This window comes from Variovorax sp. GW821-FHT09D04 (assembly GCF_059416405.1).
This window is the reverse complement of the sequence record NZ_JBWKPA010000001.1, coordinates 238,529-258,117: the sequence shown is the minus strand read 5'-3', so window position 1 is coordinate 258,117 and position 19,589 is coordinate 238,529. Positions and strand designations below refer to the sequence as shown.

The following is a 19,589-nucleotide window of genomic DNA, read 5'->3' as shown; positions in this document are numbered from 1 at the left end:
CGGGCGCGCTAGCATTCCGCGCATGAAAAAGATTCCACTCGGTCAGAGCGACCTCCACGTCACCCCGATCTGCCTCGGCACCATGACTTTCGGCGAGCAGGTCGACGAGCCCACCGCCCACGCCGTCCTGAACCGTTCACTCGAGCGCGGCGTCGACTTCATCGACACGGCCGAGATGTACGCGGTGCCGGCAAGCAAGGAAACCTGCGGCGCGACCGAAACCATCATCGGCAACTGGTTTGCGGCCAACCCCGGCACGCGCCAGAAGATCACGCTGGCGACCAAGGTGGCCGGCCCCTCGCGCGGCATGCCCTGGGTGCGCGAAGGCACGGGCATGACGGCGGCCGACATCGAGGCCTCGTGCCACGGCAGCCTGCGCCGCCTGCAGACCGACGTGATCGACCTGTACCAGATCCACTGGCCCGAGCGCCACGTGCCGGTGTTCGGCAACATCCACTACAACCCCGAGAAGGAAACCTCGCAGACGCCGATCCACGAGCAGCTCGAAGCGCTGGGCAAGCTGGTGAAGGCGGGCAAGGTGCGCACCATCGGCCTGTCGAACGAGACGCCCTACGGCGTGCACGAGTTCGTGCGGCTGGCCGAGCAGCACGGGCTGCCGCGCGTGGTGTCGGTGCAGAACGTCTACAACCTGGTGAGCCGCGCGCACGAGAACGCGCTCGACGAGACCATGCACCGGCTCGGCGTGTCGCTGCTGGCGTACTCGCCGCTGGCCTTCGGCCTGCTGACGGGCAAGTACGACCAGAGTGGCATCGAAGGCCCCGACGCGCCCAAGGGCGCGCGCATCTCGAGCTACGAATCGGTGCGCAAGCAGCGCTGGGGCAAGCCCGACGCGCTGCGCGCGGCGCGGCGCTACAACCAGCTCGCACGCGACCACGGCCTGAGCCCGACGCAGCTCGCGCTGGCCTTCTGCTACACCAAGTGGCAGGTGGCGAGCACGATCATCGGCGTGACCTCGGTGGCGCAGCTCGACGAAGACCTGGACGCCTACGGCACGACGCTGTCGGCCGAGGTGCTGGCCGAGATCGACAAGATCCGCCTGGACATCCGCGACCCCGCCGCCTGACCTGAGCAAGTGAGCAAGAAAGCCCACGTTTCCGAGACGCCCGCCACCCAGCTGCTGCGGGCGAACAAGGTCGCCTTCACCGAGCACCCCTATGAGTACCAGGAGCACGGCGGCGCCCAGCACAGCGCGCAGGTGCTGGGCTTCGACCCGTTCACCGTGGTCAAGACGCTGGTGATGCAGGACCAGGACGCCAGGCCACTGATCGTGCTGATGCACGGCAACCGCACGGTGTCGACCAAGAACCTCGCGCGGCAGATCGGCGCCAAGTCGGTCGAGCCCTGCAAGCCCGAGGTGGCGCAGCGCCACAGCGGCTACATGGTGGGCGGCACCTCGCCCTTCGGCACGCGGCGCGAGATGCCGGTCTACATCGAGTCGAGCGTGCTCGAACTGCCGACGATCGCGATCAACGGCGGGCGGCGCGGCTACCTGGTTGGTATCGATCCGCAGGTGTGCGTGACGCTGCTGGGCGCAAAGCCCGTGCAGTGCGCGCTGGCAGAATAGCCGGCGTTTGCTTTTTCCCGCCGGGCATGCAGGCCGGCGGCGCACAACAACAATCCGTTCCCCGGAGACCGCCTTGAGTTTCGATCTGCCTTCCCTCCTTGCCATCGTGGCGTCGTACCTGATCGGTTCGCTGTCGTTTGCGGTCATCGTGAGCAAGTCGCTCGGCATGGCCGATCCGCGCAGCTACGGCAGCGGCAACCCCGGTGCCACCAACGTGCTGCGCTCGGGCAACAAGGGCGCCGCGCTGGCCACCTTGCTGCTCGATGCGGCGAAGGGCTGGCTGCCGGTGTTCCTGATCCGCCAGTTCGGCGCGCAGTGGGGGCTGGGCGAGGGCGTGGCGGCGCTGGCGGGCCTGGCGGCCTTCCTGGGCCACCTGTACCCGGTGTTCTTCGGTTTCCAGGGCGGCAAGGGCGTGGCCACGGCCGCCGGCGTGCTGGTGGGCATCGCGCCCTGGCTGGGGCTGGCCACGGGCGCGACCTGGCTGATCATCGCGATCTTCTTCCGCTATTCGTCGCTGTCGTCGCTGGTGGCGGCGTTCTTTGCGCCGGCCTACTACCTGCTGGGTGGAAACATTGCGTGGCCACTCGACCGCACGGTGCTGATTGCGATCATCATCATGAGTCTGCTGCTGATCTGGCGGCACCGCGAAAACATCCGCCGGCTCGCGGCCGGCACGGAGTCGAAACTCGGCTCGAAGAAAAAGGCTTGAACTCACCATGGCATCCATCACCCGCTTCCACGTCGGCCCGCGTCTGTCCGAGACCGCGGTGCACAACGGCACCATCTACCTCGCGGGCCAGGTGCCCGACGACACCACGCAGGACATCCGCGGCCAGACCGCCCAGGTGCTCGGCATGGTCGACCGCCTGCTGGCCGAGGCCGGCAGCGACAAGTCGCGCATCCTCATGACGCAGATCTTCCTGGCTGACATCGGCGACATCGGCGCCATGAACGAGGTGTGGGACGCATGGATTCCGGCCGGCAACACGCCGCCGCGCGCGACCGTGGAGGCCAAGATGGCCAATGCGGCCTACAAGATCGAGATCGTCGTCACGGCCGCACAGGCCTGAGACCAGAACGGGAGCGGTCTCAGTACCGCTTCTCGAGAATCATCTCGTCGGCGTCGCGCCGCATCGAGAAGCGATTGAGAAAGCTGTTGCCCAGCAGCACGAAGGGCATGGGTTGCTGCGAGACGATGGCGTCGATGTCGTAGACCTCGACGTCGCCCACGCGCACGCTCTGCAACCGCAGCCTGTAGCCCGCAGCGTTGCCGTTGGCCGTGCGCATCTGCACCAGCTGCCCCTTGCTGTAATCGAGCCCGATGCGCTGGGCATCGACCGCCGACAGCGCGATGGTGGTTGCGCCGGTGTCGAGCATGAAGGTGACGGCGCGGCCGTTGATCTGGCCCTGCGTCATGTAGTGGCCCCGGCTGTCGGCCTGCAGCACGATGCGGTTGCCGCCGCTGCCGGCAATACCGCCCCGGCCGATGCTCACGGGCGAATCCATGCGCAGCGAAAAGCGCTTGCCCGCCGATTCGACCACCGCCTGGTCGGCCTGCAGCGACACCAGCTTGACGCCCTGGAAGGTCTCCCCGACCGCCACCGTCTTGGGCGGCGCGCCGTTCACGATGAGGATGGCGCGGCTGCCGATGGAGCCGGTCAGCGTGACCGAGTCGGCGGCGTGCGCCGCCATGGCCGCGGCCGCCCACAGCGCCGCGACGAGGAGCGCCTTCATGCGCGGGTCAGTCGCGGAAGTTGTTGAAGGACAGCGGCATGTCGGGCACGTCCTTCTTGATGAGGGCCATGGCGGCCTGCAGGTCGTCGCGCTTGGCGCCGGTGATGCGCACGGCATCGCCCTGGATCGCGGCCTGCACCTTGAGCTTGCTGTCCTTGACGATGCGGGTGATCTTCTTGGCCTGCTCGCTCTCGATGCCGTTCTTGATCTTGATGACCTGCTTGACCTTGTCGCCGCCCATCTTCTGGACGTCGCCCTTGTCGAGAAAACGCACGTCGACGTTGCGCTTGGTGAGCTTGTTGCGAAGGATGTCCTCGACCTGCACGAGCTGGAACTCGGCATCGCCGATCATGGTGATCTCCTTGTCCTTGAGCTCGACGGCGGCGGCGGTGCCCTTGAAATCGAAGCGCGTGCCGATTTCCTTGGCGGTGTTTTCGACCGCATTCTTCACTTCGGGCAGATTGGGCTCGCAGACGGTATCGAAAGACGGCATAGGCTCTCCTGGACGCACGGGGACTGAATGCGACAATTCTCCCATGATCGTGGAGTCCAATGTCCCGCTGCAGCCCTACAACAGCTTCGGCATCGTCGCGCGCGCGCAGCACCTGGCGCGCATCACCAGCGAGGCCGACCTGGCCGCGCTGCACGCCGATCCGGCCTGGCGCGACGAACCCCGTTTCGTGCTCGGCGGCGGCAGCAACATCGTGCTCACGGGCGACGTCAAGCCGCTGGTGCTGAAGGTCGAGATCAAGGGTCGGCGGCTGGTCGAAGAGACGCCGCGCGCCTGGATCGTCGAGGCCGGCGCCGGCGAAACCTGGCACGACACCGTCGAGTGGATGGTGCGCAGCGGCTATCCGGGGCTGGAAAACCTGGCGCTCATTCCCGGCACCGTGGGCGGCGCGCCGGTGCAGAACATCGGCGCCTATGGCGTCGAGCTGCAGGACCGCTTCGATTCGCTCGACGCCTTCGACCTCGAAACCGGCCGCGCCTTCACGCTCGACGCGGCGCAGTGCGCCTTCGGCTACCGCGACTCGGTCTTCAAGCACGTGCGCAGCGGCCCGAACGATTTCGGCCTGGCGGGCCGGGCGGTCATCACGCGGGTGCGCTTCCGGCTGCCCAAGCCCTGGAAGCCCGTGGTCGGCTACCTCGACCTCGAGCGCAAGATGGAAGAAACCGGCAATTTCACGCCCAGCGCGGTGGACATCTTCGAGTGGATCTGCGCCATCCGCCGCGCCAAGCTGCCCGACTGGCGCGTGCTGGGCAACGCCGGCAGCTTCTTCAAGAACCCGACGGTCACGCCCGAGCAGTGCGCCGACATCATCGCGCGCGACCCCAAGATCGTGCATTACCCCATGGACGACGGCAGCATCAAGCTCGCGGCCGGCTGGCTCATCGACGCCTGCGGCTGGAAGGGCAAGTCGGTCGGCAACGCCGGCGTGTACGAAAAGCAGGCGCTGGTGCTGGTCAACCGCGGCGGCTCGGCCAACCCGGTGACCGGCGGCGAGGTGATGACGCTGGCCAAGGCGATCCAGACCAGCGTGTACGAGCGCTTCGGCATCCGATTGGAGCCGGAGCCGGTGGTGGTCTGACGCGGTGGATCTCGACTTCCTGCACCTGAACTACCGCCGGCGCATCGCCGTGCTGGGCTGGGCGCAGCTTGTCGTCATCGTGGCGGGCATCGCCTCGGTGTTCCTGGTGCGGGCGGGCTGGTGGGGGTCGGTGCTGCTGATCCTCGCGGCCCTCTTATTCGCGGGGCTCCTGAGCCAGATCGAACTCAGCCTGCGCCGCCAGTTCATCCGCGAGGCCCGGCTGCCGCCGTTCCTGATCGGCAAGCTCCGCGCGGCGCACCCGCAACTGAGCCGACGCGACGCCGAGTTGGTGCTGCGCGGGCTGCGGCAGTTCTTCATGGCGTACCTGCGCAGCAACCTCAAGTTCGTCGCCATGCCCTCGCGGGTGGTCGACACGGCCTGGCACGAGTTCATCCTGCACACGCAGGGCTACCAGACCTGGTGCCAGGCGGCCTTCGGGCGCCTGCTGCACCACAGCCCGGCCGAGGTACTGGGCCAGGACGCGCGGCGCAACGACGGCCTGCGCCGCACCTGGTACTGGGCCTGCAAGGAAGAAAGCATCGACCCGCGTAATCCGGCGCGACTGCCGCTGCTGTTTGCGCTGGACATCAAGTTTGCGATTGCGGACGGCTTTCACTACATCCCCGATTGCCGGGCGATCGAGCGCGCAACGGGCACCGACGCGCACTGCGGCTCGAGCTTCGGCGATTCGTCGTCCGACGGCGGCAGCTCGGGCGATGCCGGAGGCTTCGGCGGCAGCGAGGCGAGCGGGAGCGGCGATGGCGGCTCCAGCGACGGCGGTGGCGCGTCCGATGGGGGCGGTGGATGCGGTGGCGGGTGCGGAGGAGGCGGCGACTGACGCTGCTGGCGCACCTCCCAAAGAAAAACGGGCCGCGAGGGCCCGTTTGTCATTGCAGCCCTCGCGCGTGGCAAGGGCAGGGGGAACGATCGATCAGCTCGCGTCGCCGTCGTTCGCCAGCTTCGGCAGCGAGGCGCCTTCGCCCGACGACAGCAGGCCGACCTGCGTGTAGATGGCGAGCTTTTCGCGCGTGTCGACGATGTCCAGGTTGCGCATCGTGAGCTGGCCGATGCGGTCCAGCGGCGTGAACGCGCCTTCGACCTTTTCCATGCTCAGGCGCTCGGGCTTGTACGTGAGGTTGGCCGACTCGGTGTTCAGGATCGAGTAGTCGTTGCCGCGGCGCAGCTCGACCGTCACTTCGCCGGTGATGGCGCGCGCCACCCAGCGCTGCGCCGTTTCGCGCAGCATGATGGCCTGCGGGTCGAACCAGCGGCCCTGGTACAGCAGGCGGCCCAGGCGGCGGCCGTTGTCGCGGTACTGCTCGATGGTGTCTTCGTTGTGGATGCCGGTGACCAGGCGCTCGTAGGCGATGAACAGCAGCGCCAGGCCGGGGGCCTCGTAGATGCCGCGGCTCTTGGCCTCGATGATGCGGTTCTCGATCTGGTCGCTCATGCCCAGGCCGTGCCGACCGCCGATGCGGTTGGCTTCGAGGATCAGCTCGACCAGGTTCGTGTAGCGCACGCCGTTCAGCGCGACGGGCACGCCTTCCTCGAAGCGCACCGAGACGGTTTCGCGCTTGACTTCGACTTCGTCCTTCCAGAAGGCCACGCCCATGATGGGCTGCACGATCTGCATGCCGCTGTTCAGGTGCTCGAGGTCTTTGGCCTCGTGCGTGGCGCCCAGCATGTTCGAGTCGGTCGAGTAGGCCTTCTCGGACGACATCTTGTAGGCGAAGCCGGCCTTCTGCATGAACGCCGACATTTCGGCGCGGCCGCCCAGCTCGTCGATGAAGACCTGGTCGAGCCAGGGCTTGTAGATCTTCAGCGCGGGGTTGGTCAGCAGGCCGTAGCGGTAGAAGCGCTCGATGTCGTTGCCCTTGTAGGTGCTGCCGTCGCCCCAGATGTGGACGTCGTCTTCCTTCATGGCCGACACCAGCATGGTGCCGGTCACCGCGCGGCCCAGCGGCGTGGTGTTGAAGTAGGTGACGCCGGCGGTGGTCACGTGGAAGGCGCCAGCCTGCAGGGCGGCGATGCCTTCGTTGGCCAGCTGTGCGCGGCAGTCGATCAGGCGAGCGTTCTCGGCGCCGTAGAGCATCGCCTTGCGCGGGATCTCGTCGTAGTCGGGCTCGTCGGGCTGGCCGAGGTTGGCGGTGTAGGCGTAGGGGACAGCGCCCTTGAGCTTCATCCAGTGCAGCGCCGCGCTGGTGTCCAGGCCGCCCGAGAAGGCAATGCCGACCTTCTGGCCGGCGGGAACGTTTTGGAGAATGGTCGACATGTCAGGGGTTCCGTTTCAACCGAAGTGGCAGATGTAGCTGTAGGGCTCGCCGCTCACGCGGATCTGGAAGCTGGAGTTGCCGGGGATGCTGAACTTCTGGCCGGGACCCGAGGCGATCCATTCGCTGGTGCCTGCGAGCTGGTATTCGCAGCTGCCGCCGGCGCCTTCCATGATTTCAGGCGCGCCGGTGTTGAAGGTGAGGGTGGACGGCAGGATCACGCCGACCGATTTCTTGGTGCCGTCCGCCAGCGTGAGGTTGTGGCTCACGCACTTGCCGTCGAAATACACATTGGCCTTGGTGGCCACTGCGGCGCTGTTGATGGTGTCGGTAGTCGTCGTCATTGGATGGATGGCGCCGGCGCCTGCGCGTTCGGCGGATCGAGGGACGCGCCGCGGCAGCAGCACCCCCGGGGTTGGAGAAGCCCTCGATTTTAGGGGCTCGGGAGAGCCGGCCCGCTGTGGGGGAACTCAGTAGCGCCAGCCGTGGCGATGGCCGCCCCATCCGCGATGGCCACGGTAGTAGCCGCCACCGCCCCAGCCGCGCGAATAGCCCAGGTTCAGCGAGATGCCGACCGGCGGGTAGACGTAGGGCTGCGCATACGGGTAGGTGTAGGCGGGCTGCACGTAGACGGGCGGGGCATACACCGGGGCCGGCTGCACGTAGACCGGCGCGGGCGCGTTGGACACCACCACGCCGGGTTCGGGTACGACGCTGTCCCAGGGGGAGTTGGCACCTTGTTGGTACTGCCCCTGTTGCGGGTACGGCTGGTACTGTTCCTGGTACTGCGGGCCGTTGTTGGCCTCGACCGGGTAGGGCTGCAACTGCGACTGGGGCTGGACCGGCGCGGTGGTCACGCCCGACGTGGTCACGCCGTAAGCGCTGGCCTGGATCGGAATGGTGGCGCCCGGCCGGCTGGTGGTGCGGGTCGTGTACTGGCGGCCCTGGTATTCGTAGGTGACGTTGTAGCTGACGTCGCTGCCGGTCGTTTCGCGGATCGGCGTGGCGGAAATCACGCGCGCCTGGACCACTTGCTGGGCCTGCACGACGCTGGCGCCCGTGGCCAGCAGGCCGGCCGCCGAAAGCCCCGTGAGGATGCGAAAAACGTGTCTGTTCATGGTGTTCTCTCCTGCAGATCGGGGTTGGAGGCCCGCCGGCGGGACGGGGTTCCGGTGTTTACACGGCGTTCACAGCCCAGCTCGACGCGTCGAAACCTGTCGTTACGCCGGTTTTCGGGCCCCAGTCGACCACCGGCCGCTTGATCAGGCTGGGGTTGGCCAGCAGCACGGGGCGGGCCGAGGCGGCGTCGACCACCGCGTCGCGGGTGGCCTCGTCCAGCTTGCGCCAGGTGGTGCCCTTGCGGTTGACCAGCGCCTCCCAGCCGGGGGCCTGGAGCCAGCGGTCGAGCTCGGCCTCGGGCACGCCCTGTTTCTTGAAATCGTGGAAGGCGTAGGCCACGCCATGGTCGTCGAGCCAGGCGCGGGCGCGCTTGACGGTGTCGCAGTTCGGAATGCCGTATAGGGTTGTCATGGCCGCCATGATGCCGCGAGCGGCGGGTCGGCGACAATGCCGGCCTCCATGGAAACCCTGAACGACTGGCTCGCGCGCGCCGAGCACCTTCATCCCGACAAGATCGAACTCGGGCTCGATCGCGCCAAAGAAATGGCGCAGCGTCTGGGCCTGCGTTTCGACTGCCCCGTCATCACGGTGGCGGGCACCAACGGCAAGGGCTCGACCTGCGCCATGCTCGAATCGATCCTGACGCACGCGGGCTACCGCACGGCCGTGTTCACCTCGCCGCACCTGGTGCGCTTCGAGGAGCGGCTGCGGCTCAAGGGCGAGGCGGTCGATGCTTCCAAACTGATAGCAAGCTTCGAGGTGGTGGAAAAGGCCCGCGGCGACATGGCCCTGACCTACTTCGAGTTCACCACGCTCGGCATCCTGCATTGCATGATCCAGGAGAAGCCCGACGTGGCGATCCTCGAGGTCGGCCTGGGCGGCCGGCTCGACGCGGTGAACATCATCGACGCCGACTGCGCGGTCATCACCAGCATCGACCTGGACCACATGGAGTACCTCGGCCCCGACCGCGAAAGCATCGGCTTCGAGAAGGCCGGCATCCTGCGCGCCGGCAAGCCCGCCATCGTGAGCGACCCGGTGCCGCCGCAAAGTGTGATCGACCATGCGAACGCCATCGGCGCCGACCTGTGGCGCTTCGGGCACGACTTCAACGTCTCGGGCGACAAACAGCAGTGGGGCTGGTCGGGCCGAGGGCGGCGCTACAGCGGGCTGGCCTATCCGGCGCTGCGCGGCGCCAACCAGCTGCTCAACGCGGCGGGCGTGCTCGCGGCGCTCGAGGCGCTGCGTCCGCAGCTGCCGATCACGGCGCAGGCGGTGCGCAACGGGCTCGCGATGGTCGAGCTGCCGGGCCGCTTCCAGATCGTGCCGGGCGAGCCCACGCTGGTGCTCGACGTGGCGCACAACGCGCACGCCGTCGCGGCGCTGGCCGAGAACCTCGACGCGATGGGTTTTTCGCCCACCACGCACGGCGTGTTCGGCGTCATGGCCGACAAGGACCTCGCGCCGATCCTGGCGCGCATCGGGCCGCTGATCGACCGCTGGTACTTCACCGACCTGCCCACGCCGCGCGCCGCCAAGGCGGCCGATCTGCTGGCCGCGTGGCAGGCCCAGAACACGCGCAAAGACGCCTCGGGCAGCGTGCACGCGAGCCCGATGGACGCCTTGCGCGCGGCCATCGAGCAGGCAGGTGCCACTGATAGAATCGTGGTCTTCGGATCGTTCTTCACCGTGGGTGGCGTCCTCGAAAACGGCACCCCCCGGCTGCAAGCCAAACACCTGCTGCCAGGCGGCTGATCGTCGGGCTGTCCACACCCATCCGGCACCATCGGGCACCACCTCGCTGCACTCCTCCAGGGATCGAACTTCATGGCGTTTTTCAAGTTCCGCGCGCGCGGCCCACAAGGCAACGAAGGACGCAGCGCCCCCGCGGCGGTGCCGGCGGAAAGTGTCGAATCCATGCGCCGGCGTGCGCGCCATCGGCTGCTCGGTGCGGCGGTGCTGGTGCTGGTCGGCGTGATCGGCTTCCCGCTGCTGTTCGACACCCAGCCGCGCCCCGTGCCGGTCGATATCCCGATCGAGATTCCCGACCGCAATAAGGCCAAGCCGCTGCCCGTGCCCGCCACGCCGGCACCCGCGACGAGCAGCGCGCCTTCGACGTCGTCCGACGGCAGCTCCCGCGTGGCGGCAGCCTCGTCGGCCGGCGGCATGATCACCGAGACCGCCGACGGCACTGTGATCGAGCCCGGCACGACCGTGCCCGCCACCCCGGCGGCGCCCAAGCCCGCCGTGGAGCCGAAGAAGCCCGAACCCAAGCCGGAACCCAAACCCGAGCCGAAGCCCGAACCCAAACCGGAGCCGAAAAAGCCCGAACCGAAGCCCGAGCCCAAGCCGAAGCCGGAACCCGCCAAGCCCGCCGCGAACGCCGACGACGGCGCCCGCGCCCGCGCGCTGCTCGAAGGCAAGCCGCCCGCCGCCGCACCCAAGCCGGCCGCCGACGACAACGGCCGCTTCGTCGTGCAGGTCGGCGCCTTCGCCGATGCCGACAAGGCGCGCGAAGTGCGCCAGAAGCTCGAGCGCGCCGGCCTCAAGACCTACGTACACGTCGCCAAGACGACCGACGGCGAGCGCACGCGTGTGCGTGTCGGGCCGTTCGCCTCGCGTGCCGAGGCCGAGAAGGCCGCGGACCGGGTCAAGGGCTTGTCTTTGGCCGCAGCCATCCTCACGTTGTAAGCACCGCCGTCGCCCGCTGCCTGTAGTTCATTGCCGTGGCCCTGCTCGACTGGATCGCCATCGCGCTCATCGTGCTGTCGATGCTGTTCGGGCTGGTGCGCGGCCTGGTGTTCGAAGTGATTTCGCTGATCGGCTGGGTGGCCGCCTTCATCGTGGCCCAGTGGGTGGCCTCCGACGTGGCGGCCTGGCTGCCGTTCGGCGACCCGCAGGCCACCTGGCGCTACCCGCTGGCCTTCGTGCTGGTGTTCGTGGCGGTGGCGTTCGGCGTGGGGCTGGCGGCAGCCCTCACGCGCAAGCTGATCGCCGCGGTCGGCCTGCGGCCGGTGGACCGGATTTTGGGAGCAGCGTTCGGCGCGGCACGGGGGGCGGTGGCCCTGCTCGTGCTGGCGGTCGTTGTTCATTTGCTGGCGTTGAGCGACAGTGCCTGGTGGCACGAATCGCGCAGCGCCATTGTTCTCGATGCGGCATTGCAGGGCCTCAAACCCTCGCTGCCTGAAAAGTTGGCAAGCTACCTGCCCTGAGAGGAATCGTTCATGTGTGGAATCGTCGGCGTTGTCAGCAACGCACCCGTCAACCAGCTGCTCTATGACGCGCTGCTGCTGCTGCAGCACCGCGGCCAGGACGCGGCCGGCATCGTGACCTTGCTGGAACGCAAGTTCTTCATGCACAAGGCCAAGGGCATGGTGCGCGACGTGTTCCGCACCCGCAACATGCGCGCGCTGCCGGGCAACGTGGGCCTGGGCCAGGTGCGCTACCCGACCGCGGGCAACGCCTACAGCGAAGAAGAGGCGCAGCCCTTCTACGTGAACGCGCCCTTCGGCATCGTGCTGGTGCACAACGGCAACCTGACCAACGCGCACGCCCTGCGCGCGGAGCTGTTCTCCACCGACCACCGCCACACCAACACCGAGAGCGACTCCGAAGTGCTGCTCAACGTGCTGGCCCACGAAATCGAGCGTTCCTCGCGCGGCGTGCCGCTGCACCCGGCCGAGGTGTTCGCCGCCGTCAAGAACGTCTACAAGCGCCTGCGCGGCTCGTACGCCGTGGTCTCGCTGATCGCCGGCCACGGCCTGCTCGCCTTCCGCGACCCCTACGGCATCCGCCCGCTGTGCATGGGCCGCAACGCCGACGGCACCGTCATGGTGGCCAGCGAGTCGGTCGCGCTCGAAGGCTCGGGCCACGTGTTCGAACGCAACATCGAGCCGGGCGAGGCCGTGTTCATCGACCTCGAAGGCAACGTGCACTCGATGCAGTGCGCCGAGGGCGCGTCGCTCAACCCGTGCATCTTCGAGTTCGTGTACCTCGCGCGGCCCGACTCGGTGCTCGACGGCATCTCGGTCTACCAGGCACGCCTGAACCTGGGCGAAACGCTGGCCAAGCGCGTGGTCTCGACCGTGCCGCCGAACCAGATCGACGTGATCATCCCGATTCCCGAATCGAGCCGCCCGAGCGCCACGCAGCTCGCGCACCTCCTGGGTATTCCGTACCGCGAAGGCTTCGTGAAGAACCGCTACGTGGGCCGCACCTTCATCATGCCGGGGCAGGGGGTTCGCAAGAAGTCGGTGCGCCAGAAGCTCAACGTGATCGGCAGCGAATTCAAGGGCCGCAACGTGCTGCTGGTCGACGACTCCATCGTGCGCGGCACCACCAGCCGCGAGATCGTGCAGATGGCGCGCGACGCCGGCGCGCGCAAGGTCTACCTGGCCAGCGCCGCACCGCCGGTGCGTTACCCGAACGTCTACGGCATCGACATGCCGACCAAGGACGAACTCGTGGCGCACGACCGCACCGTCGAGGAAATCCGCGAGCTCATCGGCTGCGACGCGCTGATCTACCAGGACGTCGACGCCATGAAGCGCGCCATCGGTTCGCTCAATCCGAAGCTCGCCGGTTTCGATGCCTCGTGCTTCGACGGCGTGTACGTGACCGGCGACATCGACACCGCCGCCATCTCGCGCATGAACGGCAACCGTCCGCGCATCGAGGAAAACGAAGAAGACGCTTCGCGCCTCGCCCTGCCGAACCCCAGCGAGTAAGAGAAAGAAGAGAGGGCCGACGTGAGCCAAGACGAACGCACCTTGCCACCCGGCCTGCACCGCGACACCCTCGCGCTGCGCACCGGCCTGGCGCCCAGCCAGCACGGCGAGCACTCGGAGGCCCTGTTCCTCACGAGCGGCTTCGTGCAGCCCGACGCCGAAACTTCGGCCCGCCGCTTCGCCGGCACCGAGGCCGGCTTCACCTATTCGCGCACCTCGAACCCGACGGTCGCCAGCTTCGAGCAGCGCCTGGCCGCGCTCGAAGGCACCGAGGCCGCCATCGGCGCCTCGACCGGCATGGGCGCGATCCTCATGATGTGCATGGGCCTGCTCAAGGCCGGTGACCACGTGATCTGCTCGCGCTCGGTGTTCGGCTCCACGCTGAACCTGTTCGGCAAGGAGTTCGCCAAGTTCGGCGTCGAGACCACCTTCGTCTCGCAGACCGACGTGGCCGAGTGGCGTGCTGCGCTCAAGCCCAACACCAAGCTGCTCTTCGCAGAAACGCCGACCAACCCGCTGACGGAAGTCTGCGACATCCAGGCACTGGCCGACCTGGCCCACGGCGTGGGCGCGCTGCTCGCGGTCGACAACTGCTTCTGCACGCCGATCCTGCAGCGCCCGGCCGAACTGGGCGCCGACCTGATCATTCATTCGGGCACCAAGTACCTCGACGGCCAGGGCCGCGTGATGGCCGGTGCGATCTGCGGTCCGTCGAAGCTCATCGTCGATGTCTTCGGCCCCGTGGTGCGCACCGCCGGCATGGCGCTGTCGCCATTCAATGCGTGGGTCGTGCTCAAGGGCATGGAAACGCTCGGCATTCGCATGAAGGCGCAATGCGCGAATGCGCTGGCCGTGGCGCAGTGGCTCGAGCAGCAGCCCGGCATTGCGCGCGTGTACTACCCGGGTCTTGCCTCGCATGGACAGCACGAGCTCGCAATGCGCCAGCAGTCGGGGCAGGGCGGGGCGGTGGTGTCGTTCGACGTGGTCGGCGACACGCCCGACGCCGCGCGCGCCAACGCCTTCCACGTGATCAACAGCACGCGCGTGGTGAGCATCGCCACCAACCTGGGCGATACCAAGACCATCATCACGCACCCCGGCACGACCTCGCACGGCCGCCTCACCGAAGTGCAGCGCCAGGCCGCGGGCATCAGCCAGGGGTTGATTCGCCTCGCGGTCGGCCTCGAATACATCGACGACATCACGGCCGATCTTTCGCGCGGCCTGAGCACCCTGACTTCCTGATTTTTCATTTCATGACCGGCAAAGTTCGCACCCGCATCGCACCGTCTCCCACCGGCTTCCTGCACCTGGGCACGGCGCGCACCGCACTCTATTCGTGGGCCTACGCGCGCCACCACGGCGGCGAGTTCGTGCTGCGCATCGAGGACACCGACGTGGCCCGCTCCACGCAGGACTCGACCGACCAGATCCTCGCGTCGATGCACTGGCTCGGCCTCGACTACGACGAAGGCCCGATCTACCAGATGCAGCGCCTCGAGCGTTACCGCGAAGTCATCGCGCAGATGCTCGCGGCTGGCACCGCCTACCACTGCTACTGCACGCCGGCCGAGCTCGACGAGATGCGCGAAGCCCAACGCGCGCGCGGCGAGAAGACGCTGTACGACCGTCGCTGGCGTCCGGCGCCCGGCAAGGTGCTGCCGCCCGCGCCCGAAGGCGTGCCGCCTGTGGTGCGCTTTTGCAATCCGCCCGAAGGCGATGTGACGTGGAACGACCTCGTCAAGGGCGAGATCACCATCAACAACCGCGAGATCGACGACCTGATCATCCTGCGGCCCGACGGTGTGCCCACCTACAACTTCGCGGTGGTGGTCGACGACTGGGACATGGCCATCACGCACGTGTTCCGCGGCGACGAACACATCAACAACACGCCGTGGCAGATCAACATCTTCCGCGCGCTCGGCGCACCGCTGCCGCAGTTCGGCCACGTGCCCGTGATCCTCGGTGACGACGGACAGAAGCTCTCGAAGCGCCGCGGTGCCGTGAGCGTCACGGCCTACGAGGACAACGGCTACCTGCCCGAAGCCATGCTCAACTACCTCGCGCGCCTGGGCTGGAGCCACGGCGACGATGAGCTCTTCACGCGCGAGCAGATGGTGAGCTGGTTCGACGGATCGCACCTGTCGAAGAGCCCCGCGCAGTGGGACGCGGCCAAGCTCGCATGGGTGAATGCGCAGTACATCAAGGCCAAGAGCGGCGACGAGCTCGCGCCGCTTGTTGCAGCGCAGTTGCAAAAGCGCGGCATCGTCGCCGACGAGCGTCTGCCTGCGATCTGTGCGCTCTTCAAGGACCGTTGCGACACCACGGTGGCGCTCGCTGGTTGGGCTGCGGCCTTCTATGCGGACATCGAAGTGAGCGATGCAGACCGCGCGCAGCACATCACCGATGCAGTGAAGCCCGCGATCGCAACACTCGTTGAAAAATTGATGACGGTCGCCTGGGAGAGGGCCGAAATCGCAGTTATGATCAAGGAAGTCCTCGCGACACACGCGCTGAAAATGCCCGTGTTAGCGATGCCAGTACGAGTGCTTGTGATGGGAACATCGCAGACACCGTCCCTCGATTCAGTGCTCGAAATTTTTTCCCGCGAAAAAGTTATCGAGCGATTGAAAAAGGCCTGAAAAATCGGGCTATAATTCGAGGCTCGACACCCACACGGGGGTATAGCTCAGCTGGGAGAGCGCTTGCATGGCATGCAAGAGGTCATCGGTTCGATCCCGTTTACCTCCACCATCAAAGTGTCGAGTAGGTTAGAGATGCTGATCGCAGCACGTCCAAGGTTTTGACCCTATCGTCTAGAGGCCTAGGACACCACCCTTTCACGGTGGCTACCGGGGTTCGAATCCCCGTAGGGTCGCCAGTTTCACTTCGGTGAAGTCGGCACGAGTCGTCAACACTCGGTTCCGCAAGGAACGAACGTTGTCTACCAGGAGTGGTAGTTCAGTTGGTTAGAATACCGGCCTGTCACGCCGGGGGTCGCGGGTTCGAGTCCCGTCCACTCCGCCAAACACAAGCCCCAGTAGCAGTTCTGCTACTGGGGCTTTTTGTTTTGCTCCGAGGCTTGGGCGCGGATTGGCATTTGTTCCAGGGATTCCGGCTAACCCCACCACTACCAGCTGGCAGCGTGACATTTGGGAACGTTCTTCACCGTGGCGATGTACGCGGCGCCGCAAGGCCAGGCGTTGGTTGTGCATCAGGGCTATTTCTCGCCCTCCAGGAGATGAAATGACTTTCCCCCGAGCCACTCTCAAGCTGGGTTTCGCAGGTCTCGTTGCTGCCGCAGCCTTGTTCACCGCCGCATCGGCCAGTGCGGCCACCAGCTGGTCCATTGGCGTCAACCTGCCTGGCGTGGTCGTGAGCGAGCCCGCACCGGTCTACTACGAGCCGGCGCCTGTCTATTCGAGGCCCGCCCCGACCTACTACCAGCCCGCACAGCCGGTCTACTCCGCCCCGGCACCTGTCTACTACGAGCCTGAATCCCGTTGGGAAGAGCGTCGCGCGCAACGCTGGGAGGAACGCCGCGCAGAGCGCCGTGAATGGCGTCGTCGGCAGTGGGAGCGCGAGCAGCACCGTCGCTACTACGAGGATCGCGACTGACATCGGGAACGTCGATCCCTGCGAATCTGCCGGGCCTGGCATCAGTGATCTGCTGCCAGGCCCGGCTCGCACGCACGCGCGGTTGACCTGAGCGCAGCACGTTTCCGGAGCGCAGCCACGCGCTCCCGGCGGTTGCCTGCGCGCCCTGCGCATCCGCAGGGCCGACAGGACTTTCACCGAGCCATCAACACGCGAAGTCCGGGCATACTCGCGCGCCCTCAAGATTTCCAACAACTACGCCAAGAAGAACTTCATGTCAGGACACGGCTTTCACGTGCATGGTCCGCACGATCACGAACTCGAACATGCCGCCTCCGGCGGCCACGACCACGGCCACGGTGATGCAGCCTCCTCAGGCAAGGGCATGAGCACGACCGGAAAGATCGCCGTGAGCACCGCCGCCATTGCGACGGCGGGCGCGATCTTCGCGTACATGGGCGGGGCCACGCAGGCCAACGCCGGCCTCTACAAGAACAACGCGGCCATCAAGAAGACCGAGGCTTCGAACCAGTGGAACTACTTCCAGTCGAAGAGCACCAAGCAGGCGCTGGCGGAGTTCGCACGCGACACTGCCACCGACGACGGCCGTCGTCAGGGCTGGCAGGTGAAGGTCACCCGCTACGAGCAGGAGAAGACCGAGATCCAGGCCGCCGCCAAGAAGCTCGAGGACGAGGCCAGCCGCTGGGACGCGCAGTCCGAGACCCAGATGCACCAGCACCACCGCTGGGCGCAGGCCACCACCGTGCTGCAGGTCTCCATCGCGCTGGCGGCCATTGCGCTGCTCACCCGGAAGAAATGGCTGGAGCGCGCCATGTACGGCGTGGCCGTCGCGGGCGTCGCGATCGGCGCGCTGGCCGCGCTGCACATCTAGGACGGGGCGGGGCGATTCACCAGCGCGTGAATCCCGCGCAAGTCCAACCGCTCCAGCAGGTCGACAAGCAGAGCCATGAACGGCGCGTAGGCGGCTTCGTCGGCGTGGCGTTCGATCCAGTGCTCGATGTCCGTGACGCGGCCCTGCAGCGCCAGGCTGGCGAGTTCGTCCAGGGCACGGTCCCCCGGCATGGCATGTCGGGGCATCGCGAGCGCCGGTGCTGGCTCGCCAGGCGCTGTCTCCCGCTGCGCGACGACGGGCCAGTCCGCGTCGGGTGCATCGACCGGCACCGACAGCGCGAAGGAGAACGTCGCACCCTGACCGGCCACGCTGGCCACGCCCAGCGTTCCGCCCATGGCCGAGACGATGCGCTGTGCGATGAACAGGCCCAATCCCGTGCTGCCGCTCGCGGGGTGCATCTGCTGGAAGGCGCCGAAGATGTCGATGTTCCGGCTCATGTCGATGCCGATCCCGGTGTCACTGACCGCGAAGCTCAAGACACAGGCGTGCCCTTCGGGCCTGGCCGTGACGGACAAGGTCACCACGCCGTCGCGCGTGAACTTGGCGGCGTTGGACAGCAGGTTCAGCAGCACCTGTTGCATGCGCTTTCCGTCCAGGCCGATCTCTCGGGGCATTCGCTCGGAAGGGTGATAGCGAAAGCGGTTGTTCCGCTGCGCGCACAGGGCGACGGCGTAGTCGGAAATGTCGTCCAGCAGGCGTGGCAGGTCGGTGGTGACGGGGTGGACCGTCAGCGGTTGCAGTTCTGCCTTGGCGTACTCCAGCAGTTCGTCGATCAGGTGGAGCTGGTACTTGACGCTGCGCTGGATGGTCAGCAGGTGCTTGCGCTGCTTGTCGTGCGCGTCGGCGAGCAGGAGAGACGCGTACCCGCCGATCGTCGCAAGCGGTGCGCGCAGGTCGTGGCCGATGTAGCCCAGGATCTCGACTTTCTGATGGGCCTTGGCCTCGATGTGGGCAAGGGCCGCGCGCAGATCGGCATGCAAGGCGGCGGCGTGCATGTTGCCGAACGCGAGCGCGTAGCCGATGTGGGTCAACTTCAAGCCGAAGGCCAGCAGGGTCTGGAAATTGCCCGACGCCAGAAAATCCTGTGGCACGGGAAAGAAGGGCGTGCCGACCAGGCGTGCACCATGAACCAGCAACGCCAGCAAGGCGACGACGACCACTTCGGGGTTGCTGTTTCCCCCGCGCCCACGACCCATCGTGCACAGTGCCTGAAGGGTCATCAGGGCGATCACGGACTGGGCCGCACCGTACACGTAGACACGCGCCGAGGTGTCGTACGTGACATAGGAGAAGCAGGCCAGCAAGGTCACTTCCACCGCCAGTACCCCTGCCATCCAGGGCAGCCACGCGCGGCGCCGATCGAAGAACAGGCAGATGCCTACGTAGAACAGAACCGAACTCAGTGTCGTGAGGAAATTCCCGAGGAGGATGGAAAAGAAGTCGGGGATCCTGTCCCGCAGGATGAGCAGCAAGGCGCCGACGCCGAACACAAGGAAGCCGACGCCCCAGACCACCAGATAGCGCGCGCGTCCCTTCGCCCACAGCGCCAGCATGCCGGCGGCAAGGACAAACTCCGCCAGCGCCGTGAAGAACGCAGCAGTTCCCAGATTCAGGTTCATTTGGACTTCGATCGACGCTTGGCGATGCGCGTCGCTCCGAGGGGAGTCCGATTCTGCGGAGGATCTCGTCAGCCGCCTTTGCCTGGCGGTGCGCCGGTTTTGATCGGGCGCCCTGTCCGGTCATTGACCGATTCGCGCCTTCCCAGATTGCGCGAGTTCAGGCGCAGCGCTACCCCAGCAGCAGGACCTGCGTGCCGTCGGAGGCCACCATCACACCCGGCGAGGCCGCATCGATCTCGATGCGGATGCCCATGTGCAAGGCCGGGTCCAGGGGGCGCTGGCGGCCCGCGTTGAAGAGCGCCACGTCGCGCAGGTAGGTGTCGTACTGCGCCAGGTTCAGCACGAATTTCTCCGGATAGGCGCCGGTCGCGCTCAGGTGGTCCGAGAATTTCTCGGTCATCGTGAAGAAGAGGAACAGCGGGTTGTCGGCCAT

Annotated in this window: 22 protein-coding genes and 3 tRNA genes; 17 read left to right on the top strand and 8 right to left on the bottom strand. The window is 66.9% G+C overall.

All coding sequences use genetic code 11. The annotated features are described in order from the left end of the window. Positions 1–22: 22 nt before the first annotated feature. The 4 genes from AC07O4_RS01225 (at position 23) to AC07O4_RS01210 (ending at position 2,655) form a co-directional block, all read left to right on the top strand. On the top strand, positions 23–1,084 hold the full coding sequence (locus AC07O4_RS01225) for an aldo/keto reductase (RefSeq protein ID WP_495303512.1): 1,062 nt from the start codon (positions 23–25) through the stop codon (positions 1,082–1,084). Positions 1,085–1,093: 9 nt separating this feature from the next. Next, the gene (ybaK, locus tag AC07O4_RS01220) at positions 1,094–1,585 is read left to right on the top strand and encodes a Cys-tRNA(Pro) deacylase (protein WP_495303511.1); all 492 of its coding nucleotides are present in this window, start codon (positions 1,094–1,096) and stop codon (positions 1,583–1,585) included. A gap of 73 nt (positions 1,586–1,658) precedes the next feature. After that, the gene (plsY, locus tag AC07O4_RS01215) at positions 1,659–2,294 is read left to right on the top strand and encodes a glycerol-3-phosphate 1-O-acyltransferase PlsY (protein ID WP_062469978.1); all 636 of its coding nucleotides are present in this window, start codon (positions 1,659–1,661) and stop codon (positions 2,292–2,294) included. Between the two features lie 7 nt (positions 2,295–2,301). Then, complete coding sequence (locus AC07O4_RS01210; protein ID WP_070062404.1) at positions 2,302–2,655, top strand: RidA family protein; 354 nt, start codon at positions 2,302–2,304, stop codon at positions 2,653–2,655. 19 nt (positions 2,656–2,674) lie between these two features. Here the strand turns inward: AC07O4_RS01210 and AC07O4_RS01205 are convergent, their stop codons facing one another. Together AC07O4_RS01205 and AC07O4_RS01200 are read right to left on the bottom strand one after the other, a co-directional pair. After that, on the bottom strand, positions 2,675–3,319 hold the full coding sequence (locus AC07O4_RS01205; protein WP_062469972.1) for a retropepsin-like aspartic protease family protein: 645 nt from the start codon (positions 3,317–3,319) through the stop codon (positions 2,675–2,677). 7 nt (positions 3,320–3,326) lie between these two features. Continuing rightward, entirely contained in the window at positions 3,327–3,812 is a 486-nt protein-coding gene (locus AC07O4_RS01200) for a YajQ family cyclic di-GMP-binding protein (RefSeq protein WP_095746332.1), read from the bottom strand. 43 nt (positions 3,813–3,855) lie between these two features. On the opposite strand from AC07O4_RS01200, the gene murB reads away from it, so the two are divergent. Continuing rightward, complete coding sequence (gene murB / locus AC07O4_RS01195; protein ID WP_307588747.1) at positions 3,856–4,908, top strand: UDP-N-acetylmuramate dehydrogenase; 1,053 nt, start codon at positions 3,856–3,858, stop codon at positions 4,906–4,908. A gap of 4 nt (positions 4,909–4,912) precedes the next feature. Continuing rightward, entirely contained in the window at positions 4,913–5,746 is an 834-nt protein-coding gene (locus tag AC07O4_RS01190; protein ID WP_495303510.1) for a glycine-rich domain-containing protein, read from the top strand. A gap of 93 nt (positions 5,747–5,839) precedes the next feature. Here AC07O4_RS01190 and argG read toward each other — a convergent pair whose 3' ends face one another. The 4 genes from argG to AC07O4_RS01170 all read right to left on the bottom strand — a co-directional run bounded on the left by argG (position 5,840) and on the right by AC07O4_RS01170 (position 8,708). Further along, the gene (argG, locus tag AC07O4_RS01185) at positions 5,840–7,180 is read right to left on the bottom strand and encodes an argininosuccinate synthase (RefSeq protein ID WP_062469963.1); all 1,341 of its coding nucleotides are present in this window, start codon (positions 7,178–7,180) and stop codon (positions 5,840–5,842) included. 15 nt (positions 7,181–7,195) lie between these two features. Beyond that, positions 7,196–7,522 (bottom strand): pyrimidine/purine nucleoside phosphorylase, encoded by a 327-nt coding sequence (ppnP, locus tag AC07O4_RS01180; protein ID WP_099791653.1) that lies wholly within the window; start codon positions 7,520–7,522, stop codon positions 7,196–7,198. Between the two features lie 126 nt (positions 7,523–7,648). Next, complete coding sequence (locus AC07O4_RS01175; RefSeq protein WP_495303509.1) at positions 7,649–8,296, bottom strand: hypothetical protein; 648 nt, start codon at positions 8,294–8,296, stop codon at positions 7,649–7,651. Between the two features lie 58 nt (positions 8,297–8,354). Then, entirely contained in the window at positions 8,355–8,708 is a 354-nt protein-coding gene (locus AC07O4_RS01170; protein WP_307696008.1) for an ArsC family reductase, read from the bottom strand. Positions 8,709–8,744: 36 nt separating this feature from the next. Between AC07O4_RS01170 and folC the strand changes: the two genes are divergently transcribed. The 11 genes from folC to AC07O4_RS01115 all read left to right on the top strand — a co-directional run bounded on the left by folC (position 8,745) and on the right by AC07O4_RS01115 (position 17,516). Next, positions 8,745–10,052, top strand: a complete 1,308-nt coding sequence (folC, locus tag AC07O4_RS01165) for a bifunctional tetrahydrofolate synthase/dihydrofolate synthase (protein ID WP_095950847.1) — start codon at positions 8,745–8,747, stop codon at positions 10,050–10,052. A gap of 72 nt (positions 10,053–10,124) precedes the next feature. Next, on the top strand, positions 10,125–10,988 hold the full coding sequence (locus AC07O4_RS01160; protein ID WP_495303508.1) for an SPOR domain-containing protein: 864 nt from the start codon (positions 10,125–10,127) through the stop codon (positions 10,986–10,988). 35 nt (positions 10,989–11,023) lie between these two features. After that, entirely contained in the window at positions 11,024–11,509 is a 486-nt protein-coding gene (locus AC07O4_RS01155; protein ID WP_070062414.1) for a CvpA family protein, read from the top strand. Between the two features lie 12 nt (positions 11,510–11,521). Continuing rightward, positions 11,522–13,024 (top strand): amidophosphoribosyltransferase, encoded by a 1,503-nt coding sequence (purF, locus tag AC07O4_RS01150; RefSeq protein WP_495303507.1) that lies wholly within the window; start codon positions 11,522–11,524, stop codon positions 13,022–13,024. A 21-nt stretch (positions 13,025–13,045) separates the two neighbouring features. Then, positions 13,046–14,269, top strand: a complete 1,224-nt coding sequence (locus tag AC07O4_RS01145) for an O-succinylhomoserine sulfhydrylase (RefSeq protein WP_070062416.1) — start codon at positions 13,046–13,048, stop codon at positions 14,267–14,269. An 11-nt stretch (positions 14,270–14,280) separates the two neighbouring features. Further along, positions 14,281–15,669, top strand: coding sequence for a glutamate--tRNA ligase (gene gltX, locus AC07O4_RS01140; RefSeq protein WP_495303506.1), 1,389 nt, complete (start codon positions 14,281–14,283; stop codon positions 15,667–15,669). Between the two features lie 36 nt (positions 15,670–15,705). Beyond that, positions 15,706–15,781 (top strand) — tRNA-Ala (locus tag AC07O4_RS01135). A 51-nt stretch (positions 15,782–15,832) separates the two neighbouring features. Beyond that, positions 15,833–15,908 (top strand) — tRNA-Glu (locus AC07O4_RS01130). A 69-nt stretch (positions 15,909–15,977) separates the two neighbouring features. Further along, positions 15,978–16,054: transfer RNA gene (locus AC07O4_RS01125), tRNA-Asp, on the top strand. Positions 16,055–16,273: 219 nt separating this feature from the next. Continuing rightward, positions 16,274–16,645 (top strand): hypothetical protein, encoded by a 372-nt coding sequence (locus AC07O4_RS01120; protein WP_070062418.1) that lies wholly within the window; start codon positions 16,274–16,276, stop codon positions 16,643–16,645. Positions 16,646–16,898: 253 nt separating this feature from the next. After that, positions 16,899–17,516, top strand: coding sequence for a DUF4337 domain-containing protein (locus AC07O4_RS01115; protein WP_139702098.1), 618 nt, complete (start codon positions 16,899–16,901; stop codon positions 17,514–17,516). Here the strand turns inward: AC07O4_RS01115 and AC07O4_RS01110 are convergent. Together AC07O4_RS01110 and AC07O4_RS01105 are read right to left on the bottom strand one after the other, a co-directional pair. Then, positions 17,513–19,156, bottom strand: a complete 1,644-nt coding sequence (locus tag AC07O4_RS01110; protein WP_495303505.1) for an ATP-binding protein — start codon at positions 19,154–19,156, stop codon at positions 17,513–17,515. The two genes, AC07O4_RS01115 and AC07O4_RS01110, sit on opposite strands and share 4 nt — an antisense overlap. A gap of 169 nt (positions 19,157–19,325) precedes the next feature. Further along, complete coding sequence (locus AC07O4_RS01105) at positions 19,326–19,589, bottom strand: hypothetical protein (RefSeq protein ID WP_495303504.1); 264 nt, start codon at positions 19,587–19,589, stop codon at positions 19,326–19,328.